Source organism: Staphylococcus chromogenes, from assembly GCF_029024625.1.
In the GTDB taxonomy this organism is placed as follows: domain Bacteria; phylum Bacillota; class Bacilli; order Staphylococcales; family Staphylococcaceae; genus Staphylococcus; species Staphylococcus chromogenes.
In genome coordinates this window covers 71,547-97,419 of record NZ_CP118953.1, presented here as the reverse complement: position 1 = coordinate 97,419, position 25,873 = coordinate 71,547, and the positions used below count along the sequence as shown (strand labels likewise).

Annotated in this window: 20 protein-coding genes; 6 read left to right on the top strand and 14 right to left on the bottom strand. The window is 36.6% G+C overall.

Features of this window, described 5'->3' with window-relative positions:
• Nucleotides 1-11: 11 nt before the first annotated feature.
• From deoD to PYW36_RS00440, 7 genes are all read right to left on the bottom strand, one after another.
• On the bottom strand, nucleotides 12-719 hold the full coding sequence (gene deoD / locus PYW36_RS00470) for a purine-nucleoside phosphorylase (RefSeq protein ID WP_103159636.1): 708 nt from the start codon (nucleotides 717-719) through the stop codon (nucleotides 12-14).
• Nucleotides 720-964: 245 nt separating this feature from the next.
• Entirely contained in the window at nucleotides 965-1,702 is a 738-nt protein-coding gene (locus PYW36_RS00465) for a GntR family transcriptional regulator (RefSeq protein ID WP_107364088.1), read from the bottom strand.
• Nucleotides 1,703-1,941: 239 nt separating this feature from the next.
• The gene (locus tag PYW36_RS00460; protein ID WP_169301499.1) at nucleotides 1,942-2,682 is read right to left on the bottom strand and encodes a CPBP family intramembrane glutamic endopeptidase; all 741 of its coding nucleotides are present in this window, start codon (nucleotides 2,680-2,682) and stop codon (nucleotides 1,942-1,944) included.
• Nucleotides 2,683-2,707: 25 nt separating this feature from the next.
• Nucleotides 2,708-3,811 (bottom strand): DUF418 domain-containing protein, encoded by a 1,104-nt coding sequence (locus PYW36_RS00455; protein WP_103159639.1) that lies wholly within the window; start codon nucleotides 3,809-3,811, stop codon nucleotides 2,708-2,710.
• A gap of 349 nt (nucleotides 3,812-4,160) precedes the next feature.
• Nucleotides 4,161-4,364: a helix-turn-helix domain-containing protein gene (locus PYW36_RS00450; RefSeq protein WP_172458454.1), complete on the bottom strand. Its 204-nt coding sequence runs from the start codon at nucleotides 4,362-4,364 to the stop codon at nucleotides 4,161-4,163.
• 10 nt (nucleotides 4,365-4,374) lie between these two features.
• Nucleotides 4,375-4,842, bottom strand: coding sequence for a hypothetical protein (locus PYW36_RS00445; protein WP_229717307.1), 468 nt, complete (start codon nucleotides 4,840-4,842; stop codon nucleotides 4,375-4,377).
• Nucleotides 4,843-4,970: 128 nt separating this feature from the next.
• On the bottom strand, nucleotides 4,971-5,675 hold the full coding sequence (locus tag PYW36_RS00440) for a GntR family transcriptional regulator (protein WP_103159641.1): 705 nt from the start codon (nucleotides 5,673-5,675) through the stop codon (nucleotides 4,971-4,973).
• A 155-nt stretch (nucleotides 5,676-5,830) separates the two neighbouring features.
• Here PYW36_RS00440 and PYW36_RS00435 point away from each other — a divergent pair, with 155 nt between their 5' ends.
• The gene (locus PYW36_RS00435) at nucleotides 5,831-7,270 is read left to right on the top strand and encodes a 6-phospho-beta-glucosidase (RefSeq protein WP_103159642.1); all 1,440 of its coding nucleotides are present in this window, start codon (nucleotides 5,831-5,833) and stop codon (nucleotides 7,268-7,270) included.
• A 100-nt stretch (nucleotides 7,271-7,370) separates the two neighbouring features.
• Here the strand turns inward: PYW36_RS00435 and isaB are convergent, their stop codons facing one another.
• The 3 genes from isaB to PYW36_RS00420 all read right to left on the bottom strand — a co-directional run bounded on the left by isaB (nucleotide 7,371) and on the right by PYW36_RS00420 (nucleotide 9,858).
• Nucleotides 7,371-7,868 (bottom strand): immunodominant staphylococcal antigen IsaB family protein, encoded by a 498-nt coding sequence (gene isaB, locus PYW36_RS00430; protein ID WP_103159643.1) that lies wholly within the window; start codon nucleotides 7,866-7,868, stop codon nucleotides 7,371-7,373.
• Between the two features lie 222 nt (nucleotides 7,869-8,090).
• On the bottom strand, nucleotides 8,091-8,978 hold the full coding sequence (locus PYW36_RS00425) for an alpha/beta hydrolase (protein WP_103159604.1): 888 nt from the start codon (nucleotides 8,976-8,978) through the stop codon (nucleotides 8,091-8,093).
• Between the two features lie 49 nt (nucleotides 8,979-9,027).
• Nucleotides 9,028-9,858, bottom strand: a complete 831-nt coding sequence (locus PYW36_RS00420; protein ID WP_103159605.1) for a CPBP family intramembrane glutamic endopeptidase — start codon at nucleotides 9,856-9,858, stop codon at nucleotides 9,028-9,030.
• Between the two features lie 755 nt (nucleotides 9,859-10,613).
• Here PYW36_RS00420 and PYW36_RS00415 point away from each other — a divergent pair.
• Nucleotides 10,614-12,245 carry a B domain-containing protein gene (locus PYW36_RS00415; protein ID WP_103159606.1) on the top strand — a complete coding sequence of 544 codons (1,632 nt, stop codon included), beginning with the start codon at nucleotides 10,614-10,616 and terminating at the stop codon, nucleotides 12,243-12,245.
• A gap of 105 nt (nucleotides 12,246-12,350) precedes the next feature.
• Here the strand turns inward: PYW36_RS00415 and PYW36_RS00410 are convergent, their stop codons facing one another.
• Nucleotides 12,351-14,126, bottom strand: a complete 1,776-nt coding sequence (locus PYW36_RS00410) for an oleate hydratase (protein WP_103159607.1) — start codon at nucleotides 14,124-14,126, stop codon at nucleotides 12,351-12,353.
• Nucleotides 14,127-14,290: 164 nt separating this feature from the next.
• Between PYW36_RS00410 and PYW36_RS00405 the strand changes: the two genes are divergently transcribed.
• Complete coding sequence (locus PYW36_RS00405; RefSeq protein WP_103159608.1) at nucleotides 14,291-14,875, top strand: TetR/AcrR family transcriptional regulator; 585 nt, start codon at nucleotides 14,291-14,293, stop codon at nucleotides 14,873-14,875.
• Between the two features lie 66 nt (nucleotides 14,876-14,941).
• On the opposite strand, the gene PYW36_RS00400 is transcribed toward PYW36_RS00405, so the two are convergent.
• Nucleotides 14,942-17,770, bottom strand: a complete 2,829-nt coding sequence (locus tag PYW36_RS00400) for a YhgE/Pip domain-containing protein (protein WP_103159609.1) — start codon at nucleotides 17,768-17,770, stop codon at nucleotides 14,942-14,944.
• Between the two features lie 210 nt (nucleotides 17,771-17,980).
• Here PYW36_RS00400 and PYW36_RS00395 point away from each other — a divergent pair, with 210 nt between their 5' ends.
• Nucleotides 17,981-20,062 (top strand): amidase domain-containing protein, encoded by a 2,082-nt coding sequence (locus tag PYW36_RS00395; RefSeq protein WP_103159610.1) that lies wholly within the window; start codon nucleotides 17,981-17,983, stop codon nucleotides 20,060-20,062.
• A 52-nt stretch (nucleotides 20,063-20,114) separates the two neighbouring features.
• On the opposite strand, the gene PYW36_RS00390 is transcribed toward PYW36_RS00395, so the two are convergent.
• Nucleotides 20,115-21,863 (bottom strand): hypothetical protein, encoded by a 1,749-nt coding sequence (locus tag PYW36_RS00390; protein WP_133171322.1) that lies wholly within the window; start codon nucleotides 21,861-21,863, stop codon nucleotides 20,115-20,117.
• Nucleotides 21,864-22,498: 635 nt separating this feature from the next.
• Here PYW36_RS00390 and PYW36_RS00385 point away from each other — a divergent pair.
• Together PYW36_RS00385 and PYW36_RS00380 are read left to right on the top strand one after the other, a co-directional pair.
• Nucleotides 22,499-23,218: an exotoxin beta-grasp domain-containing protein gene (locus PYW36_RS00385; RefSeq protein WP_037576372.1), complete on the top strand. Its 720-nt coding sequence runs from the start codon at nucleotides 22,499-22,501 to the stop codon at nucleotides 23,216-23,218.
• 19 nt (nucleotides 23,219-23,237) lie between these two features.
• Nucleotides 23,238-24,776 (top strand): YSIRK-type signal peptide-containing protein, encoded by a 1,539-nt coding sequence (locus tag PYW36_RS00380; protein WP_103159028.1) that lies wholly within the window; start codon nucleotides 23,238-23,240, stop codon nucleotides 24,774-24,776.
• A 133-nt stretch (nucleotides 24,777-24,909) separates the two neighbouring features.
• On the opposite strand, the gene PYW36_RS00375 is transcribed toward PYW36_RS00380, so the two are convergent.
• Entirely contained in the window at nucleotides 24,910-25,869 is a 960-nt protein-coding gene (locus PYW36_RS00375) for an amidohydrolase family protein (protein ID WP_037576378.1), read from the bottom strand.
• Nucleotides 25,870-25,873: the final 4 nt, after the last annotated feature.

Genomic DNA, 25,873 nt, shown 5'->3' with positions numbered 1-25,873 from the left:
TTTGTTCCCCCTTAAGCTAAAGAAAGTGCGATTTCAATCATGTCTGTAAAAGCACGTTCTCTTTCTTCTGGTGTAGTGAATTCTTCACGAATCAAATGGTCACTCACTGTAAAAATACCTAAAGCTTCAACCCCAGCATATGTCGCATTCATGTACAATGCGGCAGATTCCATTTCTACTCCTAAAATGCCCATGCGCATCCAACGTTGAGACGCTGTTTCATCTGCATTGTAGAAAATATCACTCGATAAAATGTTACCGACATGATACGTTGTCCCTTTTTCACGTGCTGTATTGACCGCTTTTTCTAATAAGTTATAAGAAGCAATCGGTGAAAAATGGCCTGGCAATTGATATTGATTTACGTAGTTGGAATCTGTAGAAGCTCCTTGTGCAATGATGACATCGTACAAATTAATGTCCTCTTGCATCGCGCCACAAGAACCGACACGAATTAATTTTTTACATCCAAACGTGTGAATCAGTTCGTATGAGTAAATCCCAATACTAGGAATTCCCATACCTGAACCCATCACGGACACTTTTTTCCCTTGATAAGTCCCTGTATAGCCAAACATATTACGGACAGTATTAAACTGTTTAACATCTTCTAAATACGTTTCTGCGATAAACTTCGCACGTAATGGGTCTCCTGGTAATAAGACTGTCTCGGCAATCTCTACATCGTTCATCGGCTTAATATGTGGTGTTGCTTTCATCTTAAAAACCCCCAGTTAATTTGTCTATTAATTTGTCTAATTGTCTAACCGCATATATTTTACAATATAAAGATAGCGCTTTCAATATTTAAAATATGACAACTTTAAGAACATCACTGTTACACCATTTCTTCCATATATGGCTTAATCATCCAGTCATTGCAAACAAAAAAGAAGTCTTGCTTAAGGTTCAGCAACACTTCTTTTACCATAATATTTGTCTAATTTATTTAAAGTTGTCTAATTTAGTACTCATCACGGACACGTGACACGATAATTTCAAAATGATCTTGCGGTAAATACCATTTGTTCACTAAAATGGGACTGGCATGATTGCCATAAATAGACTCCACAACGAGCCAACAAGCAGGGCCCCCTTCGAAAACATGTTGATGATTTTTAAACATCGGTGCTTTCGTGATGGAATATTTTAAATCCGATTGGTACGCACTTGCATACACCGTTTCTTCAACAAAAGTTTTCATTTGGCGCTCACTTTGTGTCTTTACTTGAAATGTATCAATCACATTGAGCGGAATGAACGTAAAACAAAGGGCATCAGCTTTAGTTGTCGTATTCCCTTCTTGAAAATAATACCGTTCCATCGCAATCACTGCAGAAGGATGATCTGGAAATAGATGATTAGTGTACTCACTTTCTAGATCCACACGATAATTTAAAGACTCTAGCGTCATCGCATGACGTGACATTTGATGCAATGGATGTTGGAGTAATGTCACACTGGACGCATGATGGCCTTTTATTTTCGGAATGACGATGTGTCCTTTTCCGCGAATACTTTCGATCACACCATCTTCCACTAAAATTTTTATCGCCTGACGTAGCGTCATACGGCTCACACCAAATCGTTCACAGAGTGCTTTTTCTGTTGGCAAAGCTTGTCCCCCTGGAAATTTCCCCATTTGTATCTCTTCGTACAATGTATTATAAATGTTTAGAAACTTTGGTTGTGATTGTGTCACGACATGACCTCCATTACATATACTCTTCCTTCCTTTATCATACAATAAGATGTTCCAAATGGCATACATGTTTTCATAACATCCACGATTTATAAAATAGCACTTATTAAAAACGTTTTCTTTCACATACGTATCATTAGATATGGCTATGTGATGATTTGAGATAATTTAAAAAAGGCTTCAAAATTCAAAAGAATCTTGAAGCCTTCATTGTTAGTGTAATGAACAATTTTTTGTATTTATTGTTTGATAGCTGTCACGTCACTTTTCGGCTCAAGTGTTTGAACATGTCTCATTTTCCATAGAATCCAAACAATAACAAGAACTTCTAACACTACTGTGCCAATAAATAACATTGGCGCAAAGGATACAGCACCTAATCCGTTATTTAAGAAAACATAATCCCAAGCAAAATGGAAAAAGATTGGATAAAAAATATTTCGTGTATAGATGTACACAGCACCTAAAAAGATACCCATCAAGAATGTTGATAGCATTTGGTTCAAGACATCGCTCAACGTCACACCACCAAGAACATTTAATAGGTGTAATGCAGCAAATAAAATAGCGGATAACAATACAGCATAGAGGGGTTTTATGCGTTGTGCCAATCCACCCAAAATAATGCCTCTAAATGCAACTTCTTCTGCAATACCAATCAAGATTGCATCAATCATTGCCAAAATAAACATCAGACCCGCATTGGCATTATCCACCATTGTCAAAATCCAAAGTAGCGTAATTGTAATAAATGGTAAAATGAACAACCATCCATGCTTTTTGGTAGGCGCTAATGCTAATGTTGATTTATTGCGTAATCCATAAATGACAGACATAACGGCGAGTATTGTCATGAACGGCAAAAAGGTTTGTCCAAAGTGTTCTGATTCATATGACGTATTGAATACGTGTTTCGTTACAATCAAACCTAAACCCATGACAAACATATAAAGCGCTAAAAATAAATAATGCTTTTTCATGTGCATCCCACTTTCTTTTTTGTATTTATTTTAAATATGTGATTTTACGCCATAACCATTCCAGTGGTCCCATCTTATAAAATTTCATATATATATTACAAGCGACAATTTGAAGTATAATCACACCGATAATAAGAAGATAAACCTGACTTATCGTCATCGTACCGTACAATCTTAAAATGTAAAATGCAAAGAACAAAATGACACTTTGCGTAATATACACTGTGAATCCTAATTTACCAACAGCCACCATAGGATTTAACGCTTTTGCTGATTTTGGAAACTGACACAATAATGTCACGAGGCAGAAATACCCAATAGCCATAAACGTACCACCGACAAATACAATTTGTGGAGCAATTGCAGAGCCAATCACTTCAAATGATTGCATTTTAATGAAAATACCAATAACTAAGGCCATCACACTGATCACCGAAATAACCTTCAAGTGACGACGCATTTTATCAAATAACCCGAAACGATAGGCCCACGTACCTAGCATAATAAAAGGAAAAACAGTTAAAATACCTGCAAAGAAATTACCGAGACTCAGCACCGTGTTAACATGGTTAAATTCATTCATATTCCACTTAATAATCTCCAAAATGTGCCCACTTTGCAAAATTTCTGTTGTGTGTGGATTACGATTGAATGGAATTAACTTCGTCGCCTGCTCATTGAATAGTGATGACACGTACAGTAAGAAATTCAAGAGTAATAAGCCTATAGAGACCATCAACGCATAGCGATGATGTACAAATAAAAATAGTATAACAACTAATCCAAGGGTAGCATACGTGTGTAAAATATCACCATTATATAAGAAATAGCCGTGAATAAGCCCAAACCCTAGCATCGCAAGGACACGACGATACAAGACTATGCCAGGTTTCATCCCTTTTTTCGTCATATTAGTAAACATAATCGCCAAACCCACGCCAAATAAAAAAGCAAAAATTGGATAGAACGAATTTTGGATAAATACTAAATTCAGCTTATATAAAAACTGACTCCACGAATCTTTGTAAACCTGGAACGGTGCATCAAATACAGTGAAATAATGCACTCCTAACGCATTCATAAATAAGATTCCCATTAAACTGATGCCTCGCATCACGTCTAAGCTCATAATTCTTTCTTTAATATTAATCAGCCCTCTTTTTATAAAATTAAAAACCTTAATTATAAATCGTAATAATTACGGATTATACACGAAACGTCTTTTCATCACAATAGAAAATTAAATCTTTTTGATTCAATATATTTCGTAACGAATTAACACTTTCATATACAAAAACGTAAATGCAACGCTTGAATTAAGTATAAAGGGATAGGACTAAAAAAGCGCGTGAATTAAGAAAGATTTAAAATTAAATGTAGCTCAAAATAAATATCCCTTGAAATAATCATTTACAATTTCAAGGGATAAGTATAATCACTCATTTTATAAAATAGAGACGGCTAGTATAAAATTTCCTTCAATTCTTTTCATTAACAATAATATCCCCCGGTTGGCACTCCAAATAATTACAAATGGCTTCAAGCGTACTAAAACGAATCACTTTTGCTTTACCGGTTTTTAAAATTGATAAGTTGGCAATCGTGATGTCTACCGCTTCTGACAGCTCGGTTAATGATACATTTTTGTCTTTAAGCACTTCGTCTAGTTTAATTTTTATCATCACGTTTACCTCAAATCGTTAGCTCATTTTCTTTTTTGATTTTCTGAGACTTTTCATAAATGACAGATAAAACAAACATAGCGATGCCCATCACTAGCACAAGTGTATTCGTCATTTGATGACTGTTTAAAACTTCCACGTATTTTCCACTGATTGTAGTAAAGGAAATAAAATTTGGTAAAACACCATAAATAAACAGTGCTAGAGCAACCCCCACAATAGAATAGTAATGCTTATCAATAAATTCAAAGTTTTTATACACTTTTAAAAACAGTCTTAATGTCAATATACCTATAAGAATGAATAAGCATAATTGAAGAACAAACAATAAAGCATAAACTTGATAATTCCATTGAACTTCAAAGAATGGCTCCCCTATCAGTTTATAGTATTCCCATATAGAAAGAATAGATGTTAAAACCGTTAAAAACATGACCAATACATACAATAATATCAAGACCAACATTTTTTTGTTCATTTCAATCACTCACTTTTATCGTTTTTCAATAAAATTATAGCAATCTATTTATCGAAAAACAGTAAATAATCAAAATGTAGGTTTCTGCTATCTCTCCATATAAAGAGATTATTATTTTAATGTTATCGTTATTTAATCGACGGTATGTAAAACTTTGCGCTTGATTGTTCAAACACAATTTGACTGTAGTCAAACGGCACGCCCGTTTGTGTATAAAAGACTTGTTCATAACGTAATGTCGGTGCGCCATCCGTTTGATTAAGTAAGAGGGCTTCCTCCTGATTGAGTGTACTAATCTGAAAATAAATATCTGAATAACCAATATTTATCTTCAAATTGTCTTCTATATATTGAAATATAGAGCCTTTGGCAATATCTTCACTCATATAAGGGATGAGCTTACGGCGAAAATAAGACTTTTCAATACATAAAACTTTCTCATCTATATAACGTACACGCTGAACATAATAGACTGTTTCTTGTTTTGTTAAATGAAGTCGTTGTTGTAATTCGGTATTTGGTGTCTTGATTTCACACACTTCAATGACACGGCTTGAAATTCGATGATCTTTTAAATCATCTGTAAAGCCATTACTCGTAAATAAATTAATATATCCTGATCTTTTCGGACTTCTGACAAATATGCCACTTCCACGAGATTGATAAATATATCCTTCTTTTTCTAATATTTCGAGCGCTTTTATCACTGTACTTTTGCTAACATGATAGTCCGCTTTCAATTGTTCTAAACTTGGTAAGCGCTCACCTGTTTTATATATTCCATTTTCTAATAATGTTCTTATTTTAAGCGCAACTTCTTCATACTTTAACATTTTCAGTGCCTCACTTTTATTGAGTTATCTCTTATTATATCACTGACTTTCCCCTTAAAAATAATACTACCCGAATTTACAAATTGTACCGGTACAATTATAATGTATATGATTAATTAGAAATTATGAGTTCAGATTATGAAAGGGTGACTTTTATGTCCAAATTACCCAAAGACTTTTTATGGGGCGGTGCCCTCGCTGCCAATCAATTTGAAGGGGGCTATCGTGAAGGTGGAAAAGGATTAAGTGTAATCGATGTTATGACGTCAGGAACTCATGAGACTCCGCGTCAAATCACAAAAGAGATTCACCCCCATCTTTATTATCCTAATCACGAGGCCATTGATTTTTATCATCACTATAAAGAAGACATCGCACTTTTTGCAAACATGCATCTCAAATGTCTTCGTACTTCTATCGCATGGACACGTATTTTTCCGAATGGCGATGAAGAGGAACCTAATGAAGAAGGGCTTCAATTTTATGATGCGGTGATTGATGAACTTCTGAAACATCACATCGAACCAGTCATCACGCTCTCACATTTTGAAATGCCTCTCCATTTGGCTCAGGAATATGGAGGTTTTAGAAGTCGTGAAGTGGTTCATCACTTTGTTAAATTTGCGAAAGTCGTTTTTGAAAGATATCAACATAAAGTGACGTATTGGATGACTTTTAATGAAATTAATAATCAAATGGAGACACGCCATCCTATTTATCTTTGGACCAATGCTGGTGTATTACTTCAGGAGGACGAAAACCCAGAGGAAGTGATGTATCAAGTCGCACATCACCAATTGATTGCGAGCGCACTTGCGGTAAAAGTGGGAAAATCGATTAATCCAAATTTCAAAATTGGTAATATGATTTCTCATGTGCCTATCTATCCTTATTCTTGTCATCCTAAAGATATGATGGAAGCTGAAATCAATAACCGATTGCGCTTCTTCTTCCCTGATGTTCAAGTGAGAGGTTATTATCCAAATTACGCTCAAAAAATGTTTGAACATAAGCAATATCATATCGGCATCCTTGAAGGTGACGAAGAAATATTGGCAGAAGGGACTGTAGACTTTATCGGCTTTAGTTATTATATGTCTACAACCGTTCAACATCACAAAACCCTAACTTCTAATGAACATGAAGTTTTCGGTGACTTGCTAAATTCTGTACCTAATCCTTATCTTGAAAAAAGCAGTTGGGGCTGGGCGATTGATCCTATAGGCTTGCGTTATACTTTAAATACTTTATTTAATCGCTACCAAATCCCTTTATTTGTCGTTGAAAATGGCTTAGGTGCTGTGGATGAAATGGATGATAACGGCCAGATTAATGACGATTATCGCATTAATTATTTGCGTCAACACATCCAAGCCATTGTTGAAGCTGTCGATATGGATGGCGTTGATGTGTTAGGTTACACCCCGTGGGGCATCATCGATTGTGTCTCTTTTACAACCGGTGAAATGAAAAAACGTTACGGCCTCATTCACGTCGACCGAGATAATGACGGTAAGGGGACCCTTAAGCGCACTAGAAAAAAATCATTCTATTGGTATCGCGATGTCATTAATTCAAATGGGCAAGATTTATAACCACGCCTTAGAATAAAACATCTGTTTTAATTAACTTTCAGTTGGATTTTTATCAAAAAATAAAGCCATCGACGCTCTTGTCGATGGCTTCTTCTTTTGACTATGAATGATAACGACCGATAATCACACTTGTGACATCATTACCGTTATAAACAAAACTGATTTGTTGACCATTCACATTGTAAATGATTGCACGATGAACCTTATCTGAAGACATTTGATATTTCGCATAAGCTTTTTTCACATCAGATAATTTTAAGGATTTGTTCGTTACTGAAAATGTAATTGCAGTTGGTTTGTGATTAATGTATTCAATGACTTGATCATATTTTTTCTTGAAGAAATAATCGTTACTTGCTTCGAATTTTCTAATTTTAGCGTCGACTTTCACGTTGTTCATTGTAATGTTGTTGTATCTCAATGCATTAATAAAAGTTTTGTCAGTGACAAATTTCGCATTGTATCCTGCGTAACCATTGTAAGTATAGTACGGTGTAACAGCAGCTTGAGCGACATTAGATTCCGTTGGCAATGCAGTAAAAGATACTCCTGTGATTAAAATACTTGTAGCTAAAAATACTTTTGCAACCTTATACATTTTATCATCTCCCATAAATAGTTAAATTACACCTTTATATTACATTAAAGTTACAAATAATATGATACTATTACGTAAATTTTTTATATTATTTTATTATCAAATTTTGAAAATCTATTTATTATGCGTCCTCTAAGTATTATTTTATTAAATAAAAATACTCTGATAAGTCATCACAACGATAATTTACCAGAGTTCAATTCTTTGAATAAAAGGTGATTATTATTTCTCCCACAAAAAGCGAATCATTTGTTGGGCCACTTCTTCATTCTCATGAAGTGCACTATGTTGGGCTTCTTTGCCTTCATATTTCACTTCTTGATAACTTTTTGGGCTATCCCCAAGCAAATATTTTAAAGATTTTGAAGAACTGTTAGACACACGTCCATCTGAATGTGTCCCATCTAACAAATCACCATACATATTCAAAACATCAATATTTTTATCTTTATAAATAGATTTCAACTGCATAAATTCTTGGTAGGGTGGATTCATATCACTTGGTTTTCCGTTACGATCAACTTGAATCTCGTTGACCTCCTCATTCATTCCAAGGACGCCGTTAAATGTCCCAGCAAGATTTACCTCTTTTTTCAATTGGGGTAAAGAGGTGTCCCTACCATACTCGACCATATATTGCGCAAAAGAGACATTCCCCATCGAATGGGCTACGAAATTGAACTGCTTTACATGATAATCGTGTTGCAGTTTTTCTAAAACTTGTCGAATCCACAACGCATTTTCATTTAAATCTCCTTGTGTATTGTCATCTAACACAATTTGAACAATGGGATTTGTCGCCCCTTTTGAGATTTTTCCATCAAACGTGACATCCCCATCTCTCGAAACATGAGCCACCACAATATCTTTTGTGACGCCTCGCGCTTCAGCTTGGTTGATTAAATATTTCATCGAATTTTTGGTTCCCCCATACCCATGTAAAAAGAGTGTCGGTGTGGGCGCTTGAACATATTGCTTTTTGTTTTGTTCCTCCCAATGGGCACGCTTTTGAAATAGACTCACCGCAATAACGGCAATAATTAAGACGGCGACTAGTAAGATTGATAGTCCGATTATTCGTTTTTTCACATATCCACCTCTATTCTTCATTTACGTCATTATTATATCGGAACGAAGCATAAAATACCTTTACGACTACTTAGTGGATGCGTTGCTCACGTTGTTTGAAATAATAAAACATGAGTATCATAATCACCATAAGATACCCCAAAATAGAGATGACGGACGTTTCAATGCCATAATCGCCCCCAGTAATCCACCGCACCTGCAATTTCATAAGATAGATTAAGGGTGCCGCTTCATGTGGATTAGTCGAGAATTGTATCACTTGGAATAAATTCCAAAAGAAATGAACGATTATACTCGCCCATATTGTTTTAAAAACGTAAACTAACAATCCAAACATGAAACCTACTAGACTCCCACTCATTAATAAAAGTAACACATCGTAAAAATCCGAGACGCCATTCAACAAATGAATCGAGGCAAAAAATACCGAAGTCATCATAATAGCAATTTGTATATTCCATTGCTTTTCAATATATCCCATCAGTAGGCCTCTGCATATACATTCTTCAACCACTGCCGCGCCCATTGCATTGACAAAAATGCTCCAGCTTAATTGGTTCAATAACTCACTATTCGAACCATTCAAATGTGTAATCCATTCCCCTGGCACAAATAAAATATACACCGCATAAATGCCTATGGGTAATGCGAGCGCAATCAAAAATGCAGTTTTATTCCATTTAAAAGGGGTGATACGATAATCTACCAAATCTTCTTTAAATACTTTCTTAATAATAAGTCTTATCATCCATAATGAGACGAGTATGTATGTTATTCCGAAGAGCAACGCACCAATCCCGTAATAGGGTATAAAGACATCCCAAATAGACGCTACAGCTTGACCGAGCGCCATAATTAAAAAGCCAATAATCACTAAACAAAGCACTTTAATCCACTTCATACGATTCCTCCATTAAATATTTTCATTTCAAATCGGTATTAAGCCCTATGTTTAAAACCAAATGGACTATATTATAATCATATAGTATAATTTGGAAAACAATAAGTTTAAAATACATCATTTAAATAAAATTAATTGTTGAGTTAACCTACATCTCTTATTTTCATTATTTATTTTTTCTAAATTTATATTTTAAAGGAGGTCTTTGAACGGCTTATAAAATTTTTATGATTGAAGATGATGCACAGTTAGCACATTTAATTCAATCTTATCTCACGAAATATACTTATGAAGTCGTCCTTTGTGATAATTATAAAGATTCTTACCTTTTTTAATTGCGCTCATCATCACCTGGAGTACAGTCATTTATCTCTATCAATTTACGTTTATCTCTTATTATAAAATTGCCATGTATTGTAGCTTCATTTACTTTTCAATGGCACTTTATTTTATCATTAAACGTAAATATCAAAATAAGATTTTCAAAGCACTCTATCACAAAAACTAATCTCTCTATTTGAGAGACTTTCCCTCTCGAAAGATAAAATTTTGTCACACTTCTCCGATGATGGAGGAGTGTTTTTCATTGTACTGGCGCATCCTTGTGCGTAAATCATGGATATAAACTTTCCTTAATGTTAATTAATGTTTTCCCCTCCCTTATTTAAGCGAGGGTTAATTCTTTTTCTTATATTCGCGTGCTAAAATTCTAATTGCTTGAACAATTATTAATTATAGATTGAGAGGACATCATTATGAAAAAACAGAACATTTCTAGATTATTAATGGGAGCAGCAACAATTACACTTGCAACAATGGTTGCGAATGGAGAAGCAAAAGCATCTGAAGAAACACCAACACAATCACCTGTTCAACAAACACAACAAACACCTGTTCAACAAACGCAAAGAGCGCAAGCGACATTTGACAGTCAAAACGTCTCTGATGCGCAACGTGCGTTTTACCACACATTACATATCAATGGCATTACGGATTCACAACGTCAACGTTATATTAAACAATTACGTCAAAATCCGAATCATGAAACGACAGCACAAAATGTATTTTCAGAATCCACAAAAGACAGCAACAATCCAGACCGTCGTTTAGCACAACGTAATGCTTATTTTGAAATCATTCACAATCCAAAACTATCATCTCAAGACCGTGAACGTTACATTGGGCAATTGATTGAAAACCCAGATCACAGTCAACAAATTTGGATAGAATCCAACCGTGTCCCAAGTGGTAATAGTGGAAATACAGCTTCTGAAGCGGATTTCCTAAATTTCACACAATCAAAACCACTTCAACTTAACCAACATACACCAAAATATCAACAAAAACATCACTTACCAAGCCAAAATCAATATAACACTGCAACTGAAGCAGAGTTTGAAAAGTTTGTTTATCCAAACCATAACATTAAATTAGAGCATCAACAAAAGCATCATGAGTACTTAACAAATTTAAATAGAGACAATACTTTAGTCGATGAGGAGCTTCATAAAATCATAGATACATTTAAACCTATTCCGGTGGCCCAAACTGCGAAAGCGGAGACACCCTCAGTCAAGTTGGCACCGTTATTCCCTTATAAAGACCTTTCAAATGAAGAAATCTTTAGTCATTTAAGACATTTACGTGACACTAAACAAATCTCTAACGCCGACCTAGAAAGTTTACTTAAATGGTTCCCACCGATTGGCGTGAACCAAAACAAAACTGTACAATTGAGTACCCTTTTCCCTGACAATAACTTGTCTGGTGAAAGATTACTAAATGATTTAAGAGAGCTCTACAAAGTCAACAGAATCAGTAAAGCAGATCTTGAAAAATTATTATCTTATTTCCCACCGATTCCAGTGAAAAACGAAACGTCTGCCACTAACGGTCAAACACAAAGCGCGACATCAGCCGTGAAAACATCGACAGCTCATGTTGCACAAGCGCCAAAAGTGACGCCTTCAGTCCAATCTGAAAAAGCATCAACAAGCTATTACCAATCGGTGAAAAATTTCTTTAGCGAAAGCTATAACAAAATTGCTAATACGTTCAATGGCTATAAAACAAAATATGAAAACACAAAATATTACGTGAGCACATATTTCAAATATAAAAATACGATTGATAAATTTGTATTAACAACATTAGGTGACGACGCTAGCTCTCACATTAGACCGTTAAAAGTGCGTCCAAATGACAATGTCGCTTACAATGCCTTATTACACGCGCGTAATTTCTTCACAGAAGGCATTAACACAGGGAAAGTCTTACACGCCTTTTACAAACATCCGACTACAGTTAAAAATGTCATTGCGACTGCCGACACAGCTTCTGCACTGAAAAATATTGCGTCTGCCTTTGTTTCAAATTGGTGGAAATAAGTCAGATTTAATGACCGTCGTATCACCTCATTCTTATCACATACAAAAGACACGTGACGTCGCCAAGCGCGATGCCACGTGTCTTTTCGTGTTTTCTATTGTGTTTTAAAGCAAGTGATAGTCTTTAAGCAATGTTTCGACATAAGTGCCTTTAATTTTGCGTTTTACCCCTTTGAGTAGCGTCCGTTGCACTTTGCTGTCTTGCATCACTTCATCGAGTGATTGACGGTCATTCAAATGATACATCGCATTCATGAGTTCTCGTACGTCAAATTCTGTACCAATCGTTTCTGGAACGCCTCGATCGATATTTAATAATTGATAAACGGCCTCCATCGCTGTTCGCACAGAATATTCTGTCGTAAATACCGTATCACGTTCAGTTTCAGCAAAGTTACCGATAAACGCTAAGTTGCGTGATTGATGCGGCACCACAAGTGGTCGGTCGCCTTGTGCGCGTGGCATGAAATAAGCTGTAATGTATGGCATATAAACAGGAATCGTATTCACTTCTTCTTTGGCGAGTTGTTCAATTTGATCCACAGGCACGCCCATATGGTACAGCCATTCTTGGCAGATTTCATGGCCACTACATTCCGTGATTGGTTTTTTAATATAGTCCCCATTCACATCGGAATATAACGCATAAATCCAAGTACTTACTTGGTCTTTCGGTTGTGATTTAAATTGTTGTTGGCGATTGACGGTAAAACTCATTTGCCAATTTGAGTCATCCACCGTAATAATACCGCCTGTCACCGTTTTACCTGCTAATGGGTCCCGTTTACAGAGCTTTTCAATCGCTTGGATGACGGTTTTATTGCTTGTTGTCGCTGTTGCTGAAACAAACCAACTTTTCTTAGGAATATTACGATAAAATTTTTCAGGATTACCAAATTCTGGACTTTGTTTTGCTAAATTTTGCCATAATTGCCAACTGCCACCAATTTCTTCTGTTGGCTGTGCAGGCGTATCATTATCCCCATAGGTTGAACTTTCCGTAATACTGCCATTAGTGACAAAAACGAGATCGTCAGGGGTTAAAGAAATAGACTCTCGCTTGCCGTCCCGCTTCATCACAATTTCACGTGCGACTTTTTGAGAAGTGGTGACATCGACTTTAATATCTTCAACTTCAACATCGTATTCAAATTGCACGTTGTGATCTCTTAAATAATGCACCATTGGCATGACAAGCGATTCAAATTGATTGTATTTCGTAAATTTTAATGCGCTAAAATCTGATAACCCTCCAATATGATGCACGAAACGCATTAAATAGCGACGCATTTCCATCGCAGAATGCCAAGGTTCAAAGGCGAACATCGTTTTCCAATACGTCCAGAAATTGGAATCGAAAAAGTCTTGTGTAAACACATCTGTAATTTTAACATCATTTAAATCTTCTTCATTTGTTAAACATAATTTCAATATTTCTTTTTGCGCTTTTGAAGTTAATTTAAAATCCCCATCTGTGGGCAATTCGTGACCTTGTTTTTCAATCACACGACATCGTGAATAGTTCGGGTCTTCTTTATTTAACCAGTAAAATTCATCCAGTACTGAGGCATCTTTAACTTCTAAAGAAGGGATAGAACGGAATAAATCCCATAAACATTCGAAGTAGTTTTCCATTTCACGACCCCCACGGACAACGTAACCTTTCATTGGGAGTTGGTCGCCGTCTAAACTGCCTCCAGGCTTAGGTAATTCTTCTAAGATATGAATTTGTGACCCTTGCATCTGACCATCTCTAATAAGGAAACATGCCGCGGCAAGAGCAGCGAGACCAGATCCGACAAGATAGGCCGATTTTTTCTCTACATTTTCAGGTTTTTTAGGTCGTGCAAATGCTTCATAATTACCTTTACTATAGTACATCGTTAACACTTCCCTTTTCTATTCAAAAATACGATAATAGATAACATAAAGTACTTTCTACTCTTATTGTAACCTCTCATCAAAATGAGTTGGGCTTCACATTGACTCATGTGTTTCATAAGCTACATATTCTGATAAATGTTCGATAATTGGAGTGTCCTACTATGAACAAACAAGATTTGCGCGTACTCAAAACACAAAAAGCATTGATGCAGGCTTTCACGGATTTGTTAAAAACGAAGGAATTCGACCGTATTACTGTCCAAGATTTGTGTGATGTTGCGGTCATTCAACGTTCAACATTTTATCGACACTATAACGACAAATACCATTTATTAGCGTCTGCGACAAAAACTGCATTAGAACATATTAAACAAGCACAAATCTCTGAACAACATGCGCAAAACCATCGCTTGCGTCTTGAGCAATACATCGATAATTTATTGACGTTTGTCTGTGAAAATAAGGCGATTATTCAACATGTGATTTCACATAATTTGCATGACGAAGTGACGACCATCATTTACAAACAAGTGTATCAAACTGTGTATCAACAAACGCTCGCGGATATGCGCGCTGGAAAACAATTAGATATTAATTTAAATATTTACTCCCACTTTTTAGCCGGTGGGCTGATCAGTATTATTATTAATTGGACTTACACGTCCGACAATCTACAAAGTGTGGAAAGCGTAAAATCGAATATTGTCGCACTGATGGATAGTGCGAGAAAAGCACACTTAAAATAAGAAGAACGATACATAGAAAAACCCCGAAATAGAGACCTTTACGTCCCTATTTCGGGGTTTATTGCATTATTCCATAACTTCACTTTTTTCAGCTCTTTCAGCAACTTTTCTCATAATTGGATCTGTAATCGGTTTTAATATGATACCAATAATCAAAAAGGCTAAGCCGAACGCTATCAATATGACGAGTTTTTGTGTCAAGATCGCAGGAACATAGCCACCCACAGCTTCTCTTAATGCATCAATCGCATAGGAGAACGGGATTAATGGATGTAGTTTTTGGAAGAACTCTGGCGTCACTTCGATAGGGAAAGTACCGCCACCTCCTGCAATTTGTAAGACAAGTAAGATAATCGCCAAGGCTTTCCCTGGGTTTCCTAACAGTGATACAAGTGTGTACACAATTGTCACGAAAACAAATGATGATAAAACCGTGATGCCGATAAACCATGGCACACTTTCAACTTGCGCATTCAAAATGACAATGTCACCGATGGAGACAATTAGGGCTTGAATCGTACCTATTAAATAGAATAAGCCGAGCTTACCGAGATAAATTTGACGTTTCGTTAAAATTGAATCTAACTCTTTATGTTTATTATCTGTCGTTAACAAGCTCACCATTAAGAGTGCCCCCACCCATACTGCAAGCGCTGTATAGAACGGCGTACTCGCTGAACCGTAATCTTTCACTGGGAAAATATCTTCTTGGTTGATTTTAATAGGATTGGCGATGACATCCGCTTGTTTTTTCAAATCATTTTTCAATAAATCAACCAGTCGATCTACTGTGTCATTTTTGTCAATTTCTTTGAAAAGTTTATCCGCTTTCGCTAAGTCACGTTCAACACTTGGTAAATCATTACGGATAAATTGTGCCAGTAGATGTAACTGTTGTTTCGCTTGGGGTTGATTTTCATCTAACAGTTGTACTAATTGGTCATAGCGACTAAATAAGGCTGGCACATTTTGATTCACAGTTGCTGTCGTATCGGCTAAGCGTTGCTCTAATCTTGGCAAATCATTGCGTACAAATGACGCTGCACGCGATACATTATTTTCAAGGGTAGGATAGTAGCGCTGAGCCACTGCCATCGCATCCATGTAACGTTGCTCAATTAATGGTAATTCACTTTGAATGACGTTGAGTCGATCTTTGACTGTGGTAAGTAGAGACTGTCCGTCTTGAATCACTTGATGAATCGTATCTAATTTAGATTGAACCGTCGATAACTTCTGATTGCCATCAGCTAAGGCCGCTGTAATTGTTTTTGAAACATCCACTAAGATTTGATTTAAATCAGATTGAATGTATTGACGTAATTGTCCTAGCGTGTCATTTAAGTCTGGCAATGCTTTCAAAATATCCACGGCTTCTGCTTTACCTGTACTACCATTCGACAATGAAGTGCTGAGCTGATTCAAATTTTTGATGACATTGTTCACTTGATTGTTCGTAGACTCTAGCTCTTTAATCGGCGCTGAAAGGTCAATCCCTTCTTTATTTTCAAGCTCTTTCATCGTATCGATGAGTTGTTGATTCGTTTGGCTTGTGACTTCTAAACGTGATTTTAAATGATCAAGCGTTGGAACAAAATCTTTCGGTTGATCAGATGAGAGCACCCCGTAAAGCACATTTTTTAATGCTGAAATATCTTTTTGACTGCTCTCAGCTTGTGTGTCTGCTTGCTGAGACATCGTTAACAGCGCTTTAGATAACGCTGATTCCATCGCATTGATATCATTCGCATCATACGGTGACCCGCTTGGCGCGTCACTACTACTTGTACTCATTTGTGCCGTTTGGATGTGTTGATGTGCTGAAGCACTCTGTGGTGCGGTTTGAACATTATTTTCCAAACGATTTGTCACGTTTTGATTTGTATTTTGAGCATTTTGAACATTCCCTTGTATGCGTTGTAAACGTTGGTCAATGGCATTCAAATAACTTTCAGCATCATTCAACCCTTGTAATCCTGCATCGACGCCTTGACTCGCCACATCCACCCCGCGATTGATTCTAGGGAATGCGTTCGGGACATCATTCGATGCTACATTTAACGCACGTTTAATATTTGGCATATACGCATCTAACGCTAAAATCAACTTCGCACGCTCATTTAAGGCAGGCACCGCCGCGTTTACTTGATTAAGCTTATCTACAGCATTTAAGACGTCTCCTTTATGACGACCCAAATTTCTAAACTCATTTGCGTATTGATCAATCTCATCTTGATGACTGTCTAAATATAAAACCTTTTTCGCAATTTCGTTGATTTTCGGTACGGCATGATTGGCTGTAGAAACTGCATCTTTAATTTTATTAATTGTTGGAATTTCATTTTCAAGTTTAACGCCGAGACGATTGGCCTCTTTTAACAATGCTTTGGTCACCGTTTCGTTGAACTTATCATTCGCTTTTTGCACAATCGCACTCGTACCCGCATCTGTCATTTTCGGCGCAATCGCATTCAGTTTTTGATTGACCTTATACTCGATATTGGCGCGTTGTGGCTTTTTACGAAGCGTGCCTGTAATCTCATGGGTAAACGGTTTGGGTATGTACATCGCCGCATAATATTTCCCCATTTTTAAATCATGATCTGCTTTCTCTCGACTGACAAATTCCCAGTCAAAGTGGTCATCCTTTTTCAATTGATCCACCACTGTATTACCGACATTAATATGCTTGCCTCTCACCTTGTCCCCTTCGTCTTCATTGACGACGGCAATTTTTATATTTTTCGTATTCCCATAAGGGTCCCAAGTGGCATCTAAGTTGAACCACGCATAAAAAGAAGGGAGTAAAGAGAGGCCTGCAAGGATGACAAATACAGCGGGTGCTTTCATAATCTTTTTCAAATCCATTAAAAATAATTTAATTGCGTTTTTCATTTTGCACCTCAAGCATATTTTATATTTCTCATACATTTAATTCAAATGGCAGTTTGTTTCTTTCAAATAAATTGTTATAATGAGTTCAATAAGTACATACCAACAATAACGTTGATGACCGTCAACTTTTGTTATAATCATTATCATTTTAACAAGCTGTATTGTCATTTGTATAGAGTAAGACTAAAATTTTTAGAAAGAGGTAAGTTCATGAAGAAACAGAAATTGCTGATTTGCATGCTGTCGAGTACTTTAGTAATACCGTCACTCCCCGTTTCTCACGTCCATGCAGAAACCGCTAAACATATATCTGAAACACCCCAATCAGAAGAAATCTCTTCTGATGAATCATCATCCCTCGATGACAAATCAAAATCAGAAGAAACACCCTCTGATGAAACTGCATCATCTAATGAAGAAACACAAACCGAAAAATCTTCCTCTTCAAATAAGAAAGAAGAAAATACAAAATCATCTAAAACAAAAGATACGCCACGTGCAACACAAAAAGAACAACGTGATGAGGATTCAGACCGCACTTCATCTTATTTGAACGACCATTTTTCAAATGACTATGATTTCATTAATCCTTCGCCTCTCAAATCTTTGAGTCTTTCAAATATGTGGCACACGTGGTTCTCTTCAAATCATCAAGCGACAGAGTCGGAGCAACCGTCTACTGAAACACCATCATCGGAAGCACCAACAACAGACAACACAAAGTCAACTGATGAAGCGCAGTCGGCACCAACAACACAGGACGAACCCTCACCAGAAAAACCGGCGACTGAATCCACACCATCACGTGATAACAGTCACCTTTCTGAAAGCGACAAAGCTATTGCCGATGAACTAGATCGTATCAGTGACTCTACGGTACCATCTCAAACGTCAGACGAACAGAACCATACCTCTCAAGAACCGTCTTCTACTGAGGAAACGACGGAACCGTCCACAACACAGGACGCTACAGAGGAAACATCAGAAACACCTAAGACAAATGCTGACACAGATGTGTCTTCAAACGAAACACCTTCAACTGAAACAGAGACATCACAACCCTCTTCAGATGAAGATGCGTCCGCCTCAAGTTCAGACGACCATGTGATTGATGCGGTATTAGATGAATACAGTGAAAAATCAAAAGATACAGCGTCTCACTATGAAAACCAAAAAAATCAAATAACTGAGACATCAAAAGATCAGAGCAATACACAAACAAAAAATCCTCAACTCCCTTCAAAAGAAGCGTATCAAAAACGTGAAGCGCCTAAACAATCTTTTGAAGATGATTTTAAAGATGCGAACTTGAGATCGACAGCTACATTCGAAACATTACCAGGATTCTCTGGCTCTGACGATTCTCAAGACTTTGTGATTGCGGAAAATAAAAGTACACGTGATTTCATAAAAAAAATCGCAAAAGATGCGCATGATATCGGACAAAAAGAGGACATTTATGCTTCTGTCATGATGGCACAAGCAATTTTAGAATCGGATTCCGGAAATAGTGCATTAGCTCGAGCGCCTCATTATAATTTATTTGGCATTAAAGGCGCCTATAAAGGGCAATCCGCAACGTTCAATACACTAGAAGACAATGGCGGTCAGATGTATCAAATTTCAGCATCATTTCGCAGTTATCCAAACCAAAAAGCGTCTTTAGAAGACTATGCGGACTTAATGAAAAACGGCATTGATGGCAACCCTGACATCTACAAGCCTACATGGAAAAGTGAAGCCGCAAGTTATCGTTCAGCAACAGAACATCTCTCAACAACTTATGCGACGGACTCACATTATGCTGATAAGCTCAACAGCATTATTAAACATTATGATTTAACACGATTTGATAAAAAACAGATGCCTGACCTCACACATGACACTACAACTCCTGAAGAGGCAGGCTCAGACTATAAACCATTTGTTGAAACGGACGGTACGTCTCCATATCCACATGGTCAATGTACATGGTACGTCTACAACCGTATGGCACAATACGGCCTTCATATTGGAGGAGATTTAGGAGATGCACGCAACTGGGATAACCGTGCGGAAGATGATGGCTACGACATCAGTATGACTCCTAAAGTACATAGCGCCGTTGTATTTGAAGCCGGTCAACAAGGGGCAGACAGTGTTTATGGTCATGTCGCATTCGTTGAAAAAGTAAACCGTGACGGCTCTATCGTTATTTCAGAATCCAATGTCAAAGGCCTTGGCGTTATCTCCTACCGCACGATTGACGCACAAGAAGCAAAAGACCTAACTTATATCCAAGGAAAACATTAATAGAAAAGCTCCATGCCCATCACTCTAAGGTGATGACATGGAGCATTTTTGTTTATGAAGACTTATGGGAATGACGCCGTTTGAGGCCCCAGAAGAGGAAGCCACCGATAACAATCATCAATATACCTAAAGGAAGAAGGCGTTGTTTCGCGATTTGGCCTGCTGCCGGTAAGTCAAAATTGCCATTATGATCAAACAGACCACTCAAGAAACTATCTGTCGGTTTAAGTAAAGATAACGCGCGACCTTGTGTCGGATTAGGCAGGTCCGGAATATTATCTAATAGACTTTTACCATTTAACAATTGGTCTAATAACCCTAATGGATTAAAGAGGTTAGACTGCCCTCTGAGTAACCCTCCCTCTAAAAGACGACTATGCGAAGGATTAAATAAATCTTGCATACGGTCTAAAGGATTAAACATCCCATGTATTTTAGACTTTAACCGTTGGATATCATTATTCGCTTTGATAAGCTGATTAAAATGCGTATCCGCATCTGATTTTAACAATTTGAGAAGTTCTCCACGTGCGTTTGCTTTATTTTCAAGTCGCTCAGCAAGGGCATGGGCTACGTCAGGACTGAATTTAGACTTTAAGATAGTTTCTAAAGCTTGGCGTTGATTATGCGCTTGGTCAAACACATTTTCTAAAATATCATCCGCTGTCATATCAGGGCCGTAACGCTGTTTCAGACGTTCCAAGATTTGCGCATTCGTCGGATTACCTTTTAAAATGTCATCTGCTATTTTCGATGCTTCTGTGCTATCAAAACGCGTAGACAATAAGGTTTCAATTAAATCTTTACGTTGCGTCGTATTTTCTAACATTGAACGTAGTAAATCATCACTCGTTAACGTTGTGAAACGGTCTAATTGACTCACAATTTGATTCGCAATTTGCGCATTCGATTTGCCATCTGTTTGTATCCGTTTTAATACATTAGCCGCTTCTTTGTCGTTTAGCGTCTCTCCAATCAACGCACGTACCGCTTCTGGTTTATTATCCACCGTATTTAAGCGTTGACGCACAACATCATTTTGTTCATTTAACTCACGTTGGATAGACTGAATCTCTTTATTTAAGAGTGCCTTACGTTCCTCTGATAAATTCGGTTCAGTCGCAAGTTTAGATTCAAAAGCCTTTAAGCCCTCCTCTTTCGTTGCGACGTAATGGTCTAAAGCACCTTGATTTTCATCAGAAACAGATAACAACTGGTGAAGATTCTTTTTCAAATTACTGGTATCGGGCTCTTTTTGATTCAATGTCTCTGCTAAATGACGGGCAGATAATGTCGCGTCATCATTTAAATTTACGTCAGATAGTTTACCCCCATCAACTTTATGAGTAGAAGAATCAACTTCAGTAAAAAAACGGTCTATATTTTGATTGATTTGTTCGTGATTGCTACGCAGTTCTTCTAATTTTTGATTCATTTCTGAAGGAGATTGACGTAAAGAAGATGCTTGATTTCCCTCTTCTCTTGATGAAAAATCAACATGAGCCTCTTTTAATAAACGGTCTATTTCATCAATACTTTGTGCTTGATGAATGTCTGTATTCAACTGTGCTTTTTGTTGAGCCGAGAGTGTTTTTAACTTTTGAATGTCCGCTTGGCTTTTTTGTATATATGCTTCTAGAGATGTCGGACGCTCGATTTGTGTCACTTGTTCAGCATGCGCGATTGGCGTAAATTGATTTCCCAATATACCCGTGATGATAATCAAAGTAGCACTAGACATCTTCAATGAACGGCTTAAATGATTGGACTTATTCCAATATGTGTCTCTCACCTTTTTCATACCTTTCTATTTTTGCTCAATAACATTATAGACGTAATTTAACACATTTTCTCGCAAAATCACATGGGAATGTACCTTGAAATTATACTATATTTTGAGATGAAGATAATAGCTCTTTTAGTTATTTTTATTCATCTTTACTAGTGAAGTTATCATAAATTTCTTTTTAACTTCCTTCAAAAATGATAATTTTTTATAGTGCAAATGAAACATTCTATTATTATATTTTAAAACAAACTACCTTATTGGAAATTAGGAGTATGTTCATGATTGGTTAATTAAAAATTTTCAATAATATTTTCAAAAAAATAAAAATACAGAATCGTACCGATGACCTAATGAGGCCTCGGTACTTTTTTAGTGCTATTACAATGTGATTCCCCATAATTCTTAACAGAATTACTATTTCTATATTCCCCTCATTCATATTTAATCCTTGGAAAAGATATCCCTTTAATAGCATTTACTCTCTAAACTTTAACTATTTATAACTTAATTAAAAATCATTAATGTTTAGTTAAGCAGAATTTAATTATAAATAGAACTCCTCACGCTTATAATAAGGGTGATTGTTAGTATTACGTAATCACGAATAATCAATTACTTTGGGAAATAGAAAAAGAGGAGCAATGAAAATGAAATTATCTACAATCGCTAAAACAAGCTTAGCATTAGGAATTTTAACAACAGGTGTTATGACAACACACGCTCAATCTGTAGATGCTACTGGTTTTAATTCTGATGGTGTTTACTTAACACCAAAGTCTACTCAAGAATTAATTAATTACTATAAAAAATCAAGCTTCGACCATCACAATCTTTCTGGACATAGAATTGATAATAAAGTTGAATTCTTAGATGAAACTATACATCAACCGATTGATGTAAGGTTAACTGGTTCAGATAAAGATAGATTTAAAAACGATAGCGATCTAACTAATGTAGATGTATTTGTCGTTAGAGAAGACTCTTCCAGACAAGTCAATAATCAGTCAATTGGTGGTATTACAAAACCAAATAGCCAAGAATACACTGACTACGTTAAAAAAGTACCTTTTTCAATAGAAAGAAATAAAAACGGCCTTAAAACAACTCAAGACCTTCAGCAATATCAAATAAAAAAGGAAGAAGTATCTCTTAAAGAACTGGACTTCAAGTTAAGAAAAGAATTAATAGATAAACATGGCTTATATAGCTATGGTAATAATGCCGGAAAAATTGTTATAAAAATGAAAGACAGAGACCTTGCAAATGATTACTATACTTTTGACTTAAGTAAAAAATTAGAAGAAGAACGCATGGGTGATGTAGTTGATACTAAATATATTGATCGTATCGATGTGGAATATAAATAATAATATCTAGGAGTTTATGATGAGAAAGAATTTTAAGCTACGTAAAATGAAAGTCGGCTTAGTTTCGGTTGCCATCGCGGCAATGTATATAACAATACAAGGCCAAGCGGAAGCTTCTGAAAATGTAGCTGAGGTTAATCAGCCAACAGCAAAACAAACTGTTTTAGAAAAGCAGGTTGAAACGAAACCTCAGCTTAATACTGAAACACAAGTGAATCCAACTGTTCACTCCCTTGAACAAGTTGATCCAAAACAAAAAGAGACAAAAGCAGACACACAGGAGAACTTTGTTAGATTAAATCAAGTTCAGCCTGGAGACACAAAAATCACAGGTAAAACGGTGCCTAATCAAATTGTTTCACTCACTTTGGACGGGAAAAGCGTAGGCTCTGTTGAAGGTGAGAATGATGGATTTACAACGGCAAGTGAATCTGGAGATTTTGAATTTGATTTAAAAGACCGAAAAATTGTTTATAACCAAAAAGTGGATGTTTCATCATCAAACTTAAATTTTGAACTTGAGGATGAGGGTTCAGAAGATGAAATGATGGAAGAAGAGATTGCAGAGGCTACTGATACTACAACTACGGGCCGTTACGACAAGGCATACGAAATCCCTACGCAACAATTAGAGAAAAAGAATGGTCATCACCAAGTGTTAGTAGAACCTATTATTCAAGATTCTGGCATTATTAAAGGCCATACATCCGTGAAAGGCCGCGTAGCACTTGCCATCAACAATAAGTTTGTTGATCTAGGTTTTGACGATTTTGACAAAAATACACCATTAGAAAAAGCGAAATCACGTAATGAAGGTATTTGGAAACATATTGATGACAAAGGCTACTTTGAGTTTGACCTTAAACGTAAACCTTTTGAAAATTATCATCTTAAAAAAGAGGATTTAGTCTCACTTACATTTAAACCTGATGATGAGGAAGAAGCGTTAAATCCATTAATTTTCAATGTTAAAGTAAGCGACTTTGACACTGTCGCATCTGCAACAACAACGTATCGTCCTGATGATGTGAAAAAAGTAGTTACTTTGAACAATGATGCAGATGATTTAGAAGTTGAAAATATACATGGGTTTGTTTATGAAAGTGATCGCGGAATCGACAAACCTGTAGAAGGCGGTCAAGGCACTAGAATTATCAAAGGTAAAACTAAGTTTGCGAATGCAGTCGTGAACGTCACTTCAAGTCTCGGTGAAGGTAATGAATTCCCAGACTTACAAGTGAATAATAGAGGAGAATTTTCATTCAATGCATCTGAAGCAGGTTATCGCTTAAATAATGGAGAAAAACTTCATTTTACAGTTGTAAACCCATTGAATGGGAACATTTTAAGTAAATTAGTCACTAAAGAAGTTCAAGTCGCTGAGTCTGAAGAACAAAAGAAAGAGAGAGTGTTCGATGAGTTACTTGAAGTGACACCCGCTTATTATCAGCTAGTAGGCGATGAAATCAGAGGCTATGACAAGCTGGGCAATGTCCTCACATATTTCAATGCTTATGATAAAAAAGAACTAGCGCACAATATTTACAAAGGTCACTAAAGGCAACAACAGATGGCAGAATGATGGACCAATGAAAAAATGTATTTCACTACACTCCTTTATTTATAAATAAAAAACAGCGCGAGGGTTATTTCAGTTTCTCCCTTCTGAAATAACCCTCCGCTGTCTATATTTAATGGTTAAAGTTATAAAATTGAATAGCGTTACCTCTCAGTACACCTTCAACCGCTTCCATATCTAATCCGCTCTCTTTAATGTACTGTACCCCACGTGTATATTTTTCATCTTGGAAATATGGGAAGTCAGAGCCCATCATAAATTTGTCTTCTCCGAACGTTTCAATCGCATTCACTAACGAAGATCCTTGGAAGTTCGCGGTATCGAACCAAAATTGACGATTTAAAAGTTCATATGGATCGGCATTAAACGCATGCCAATCTTCATAATTGTCTTTAATACGGGTCATGAAAAATGGGAGTGCGCCTCCTAGATGAGAAATGTGAAATTGAATGTTTGGATATTTTTGAGGAATTTCATTTTTTATTAAATGTAATGTGATAAATGTGGATTCTAACGGTGCACCAATGACCCACTCTAGACCGTAGTCATTGATTAATGGACTTTGCGCACCACAACCGGTCGGATGAATGTACAATGTTGCGTGTAGCGCATTCATGGCTTTGAAAAAGTCTTCAAATTGATGGTCAGCAATGGACACTTTATCTTTCACAAGCGTTGGAATCGCAATCCCTACAAAAGCGTCTTTTTTCAATAAGGCTTTTGCTTCTTCAATCGCTTGATCCACGTAAGGAAGTGAGACTGCCCCGTAGGCTAAAAAACGGTCAGGATGTTTTTCCACTAATGCTTCGTATAATGTATTAATCTCATTGGCGCTTTGATGCGCTTCTTCTTTTGTGCCCCATTGTGGCGATTGCGGGGTTGCTGAAAGAATTTGTAAATCGACCCCGGCATCATCCATCATTTTGAATCGTTTGTTTAAGTCATCGTCACTTTCAGATTGATGAATCCCTTTGGCCACCTCTGTCCCTTGACTTCCTAACGCTCCTAGCTTTTCTAAATAAGCTTCACTCCATAAGTGCGCATGTGTATCAATCGCTTTAACATCACTCATTGCA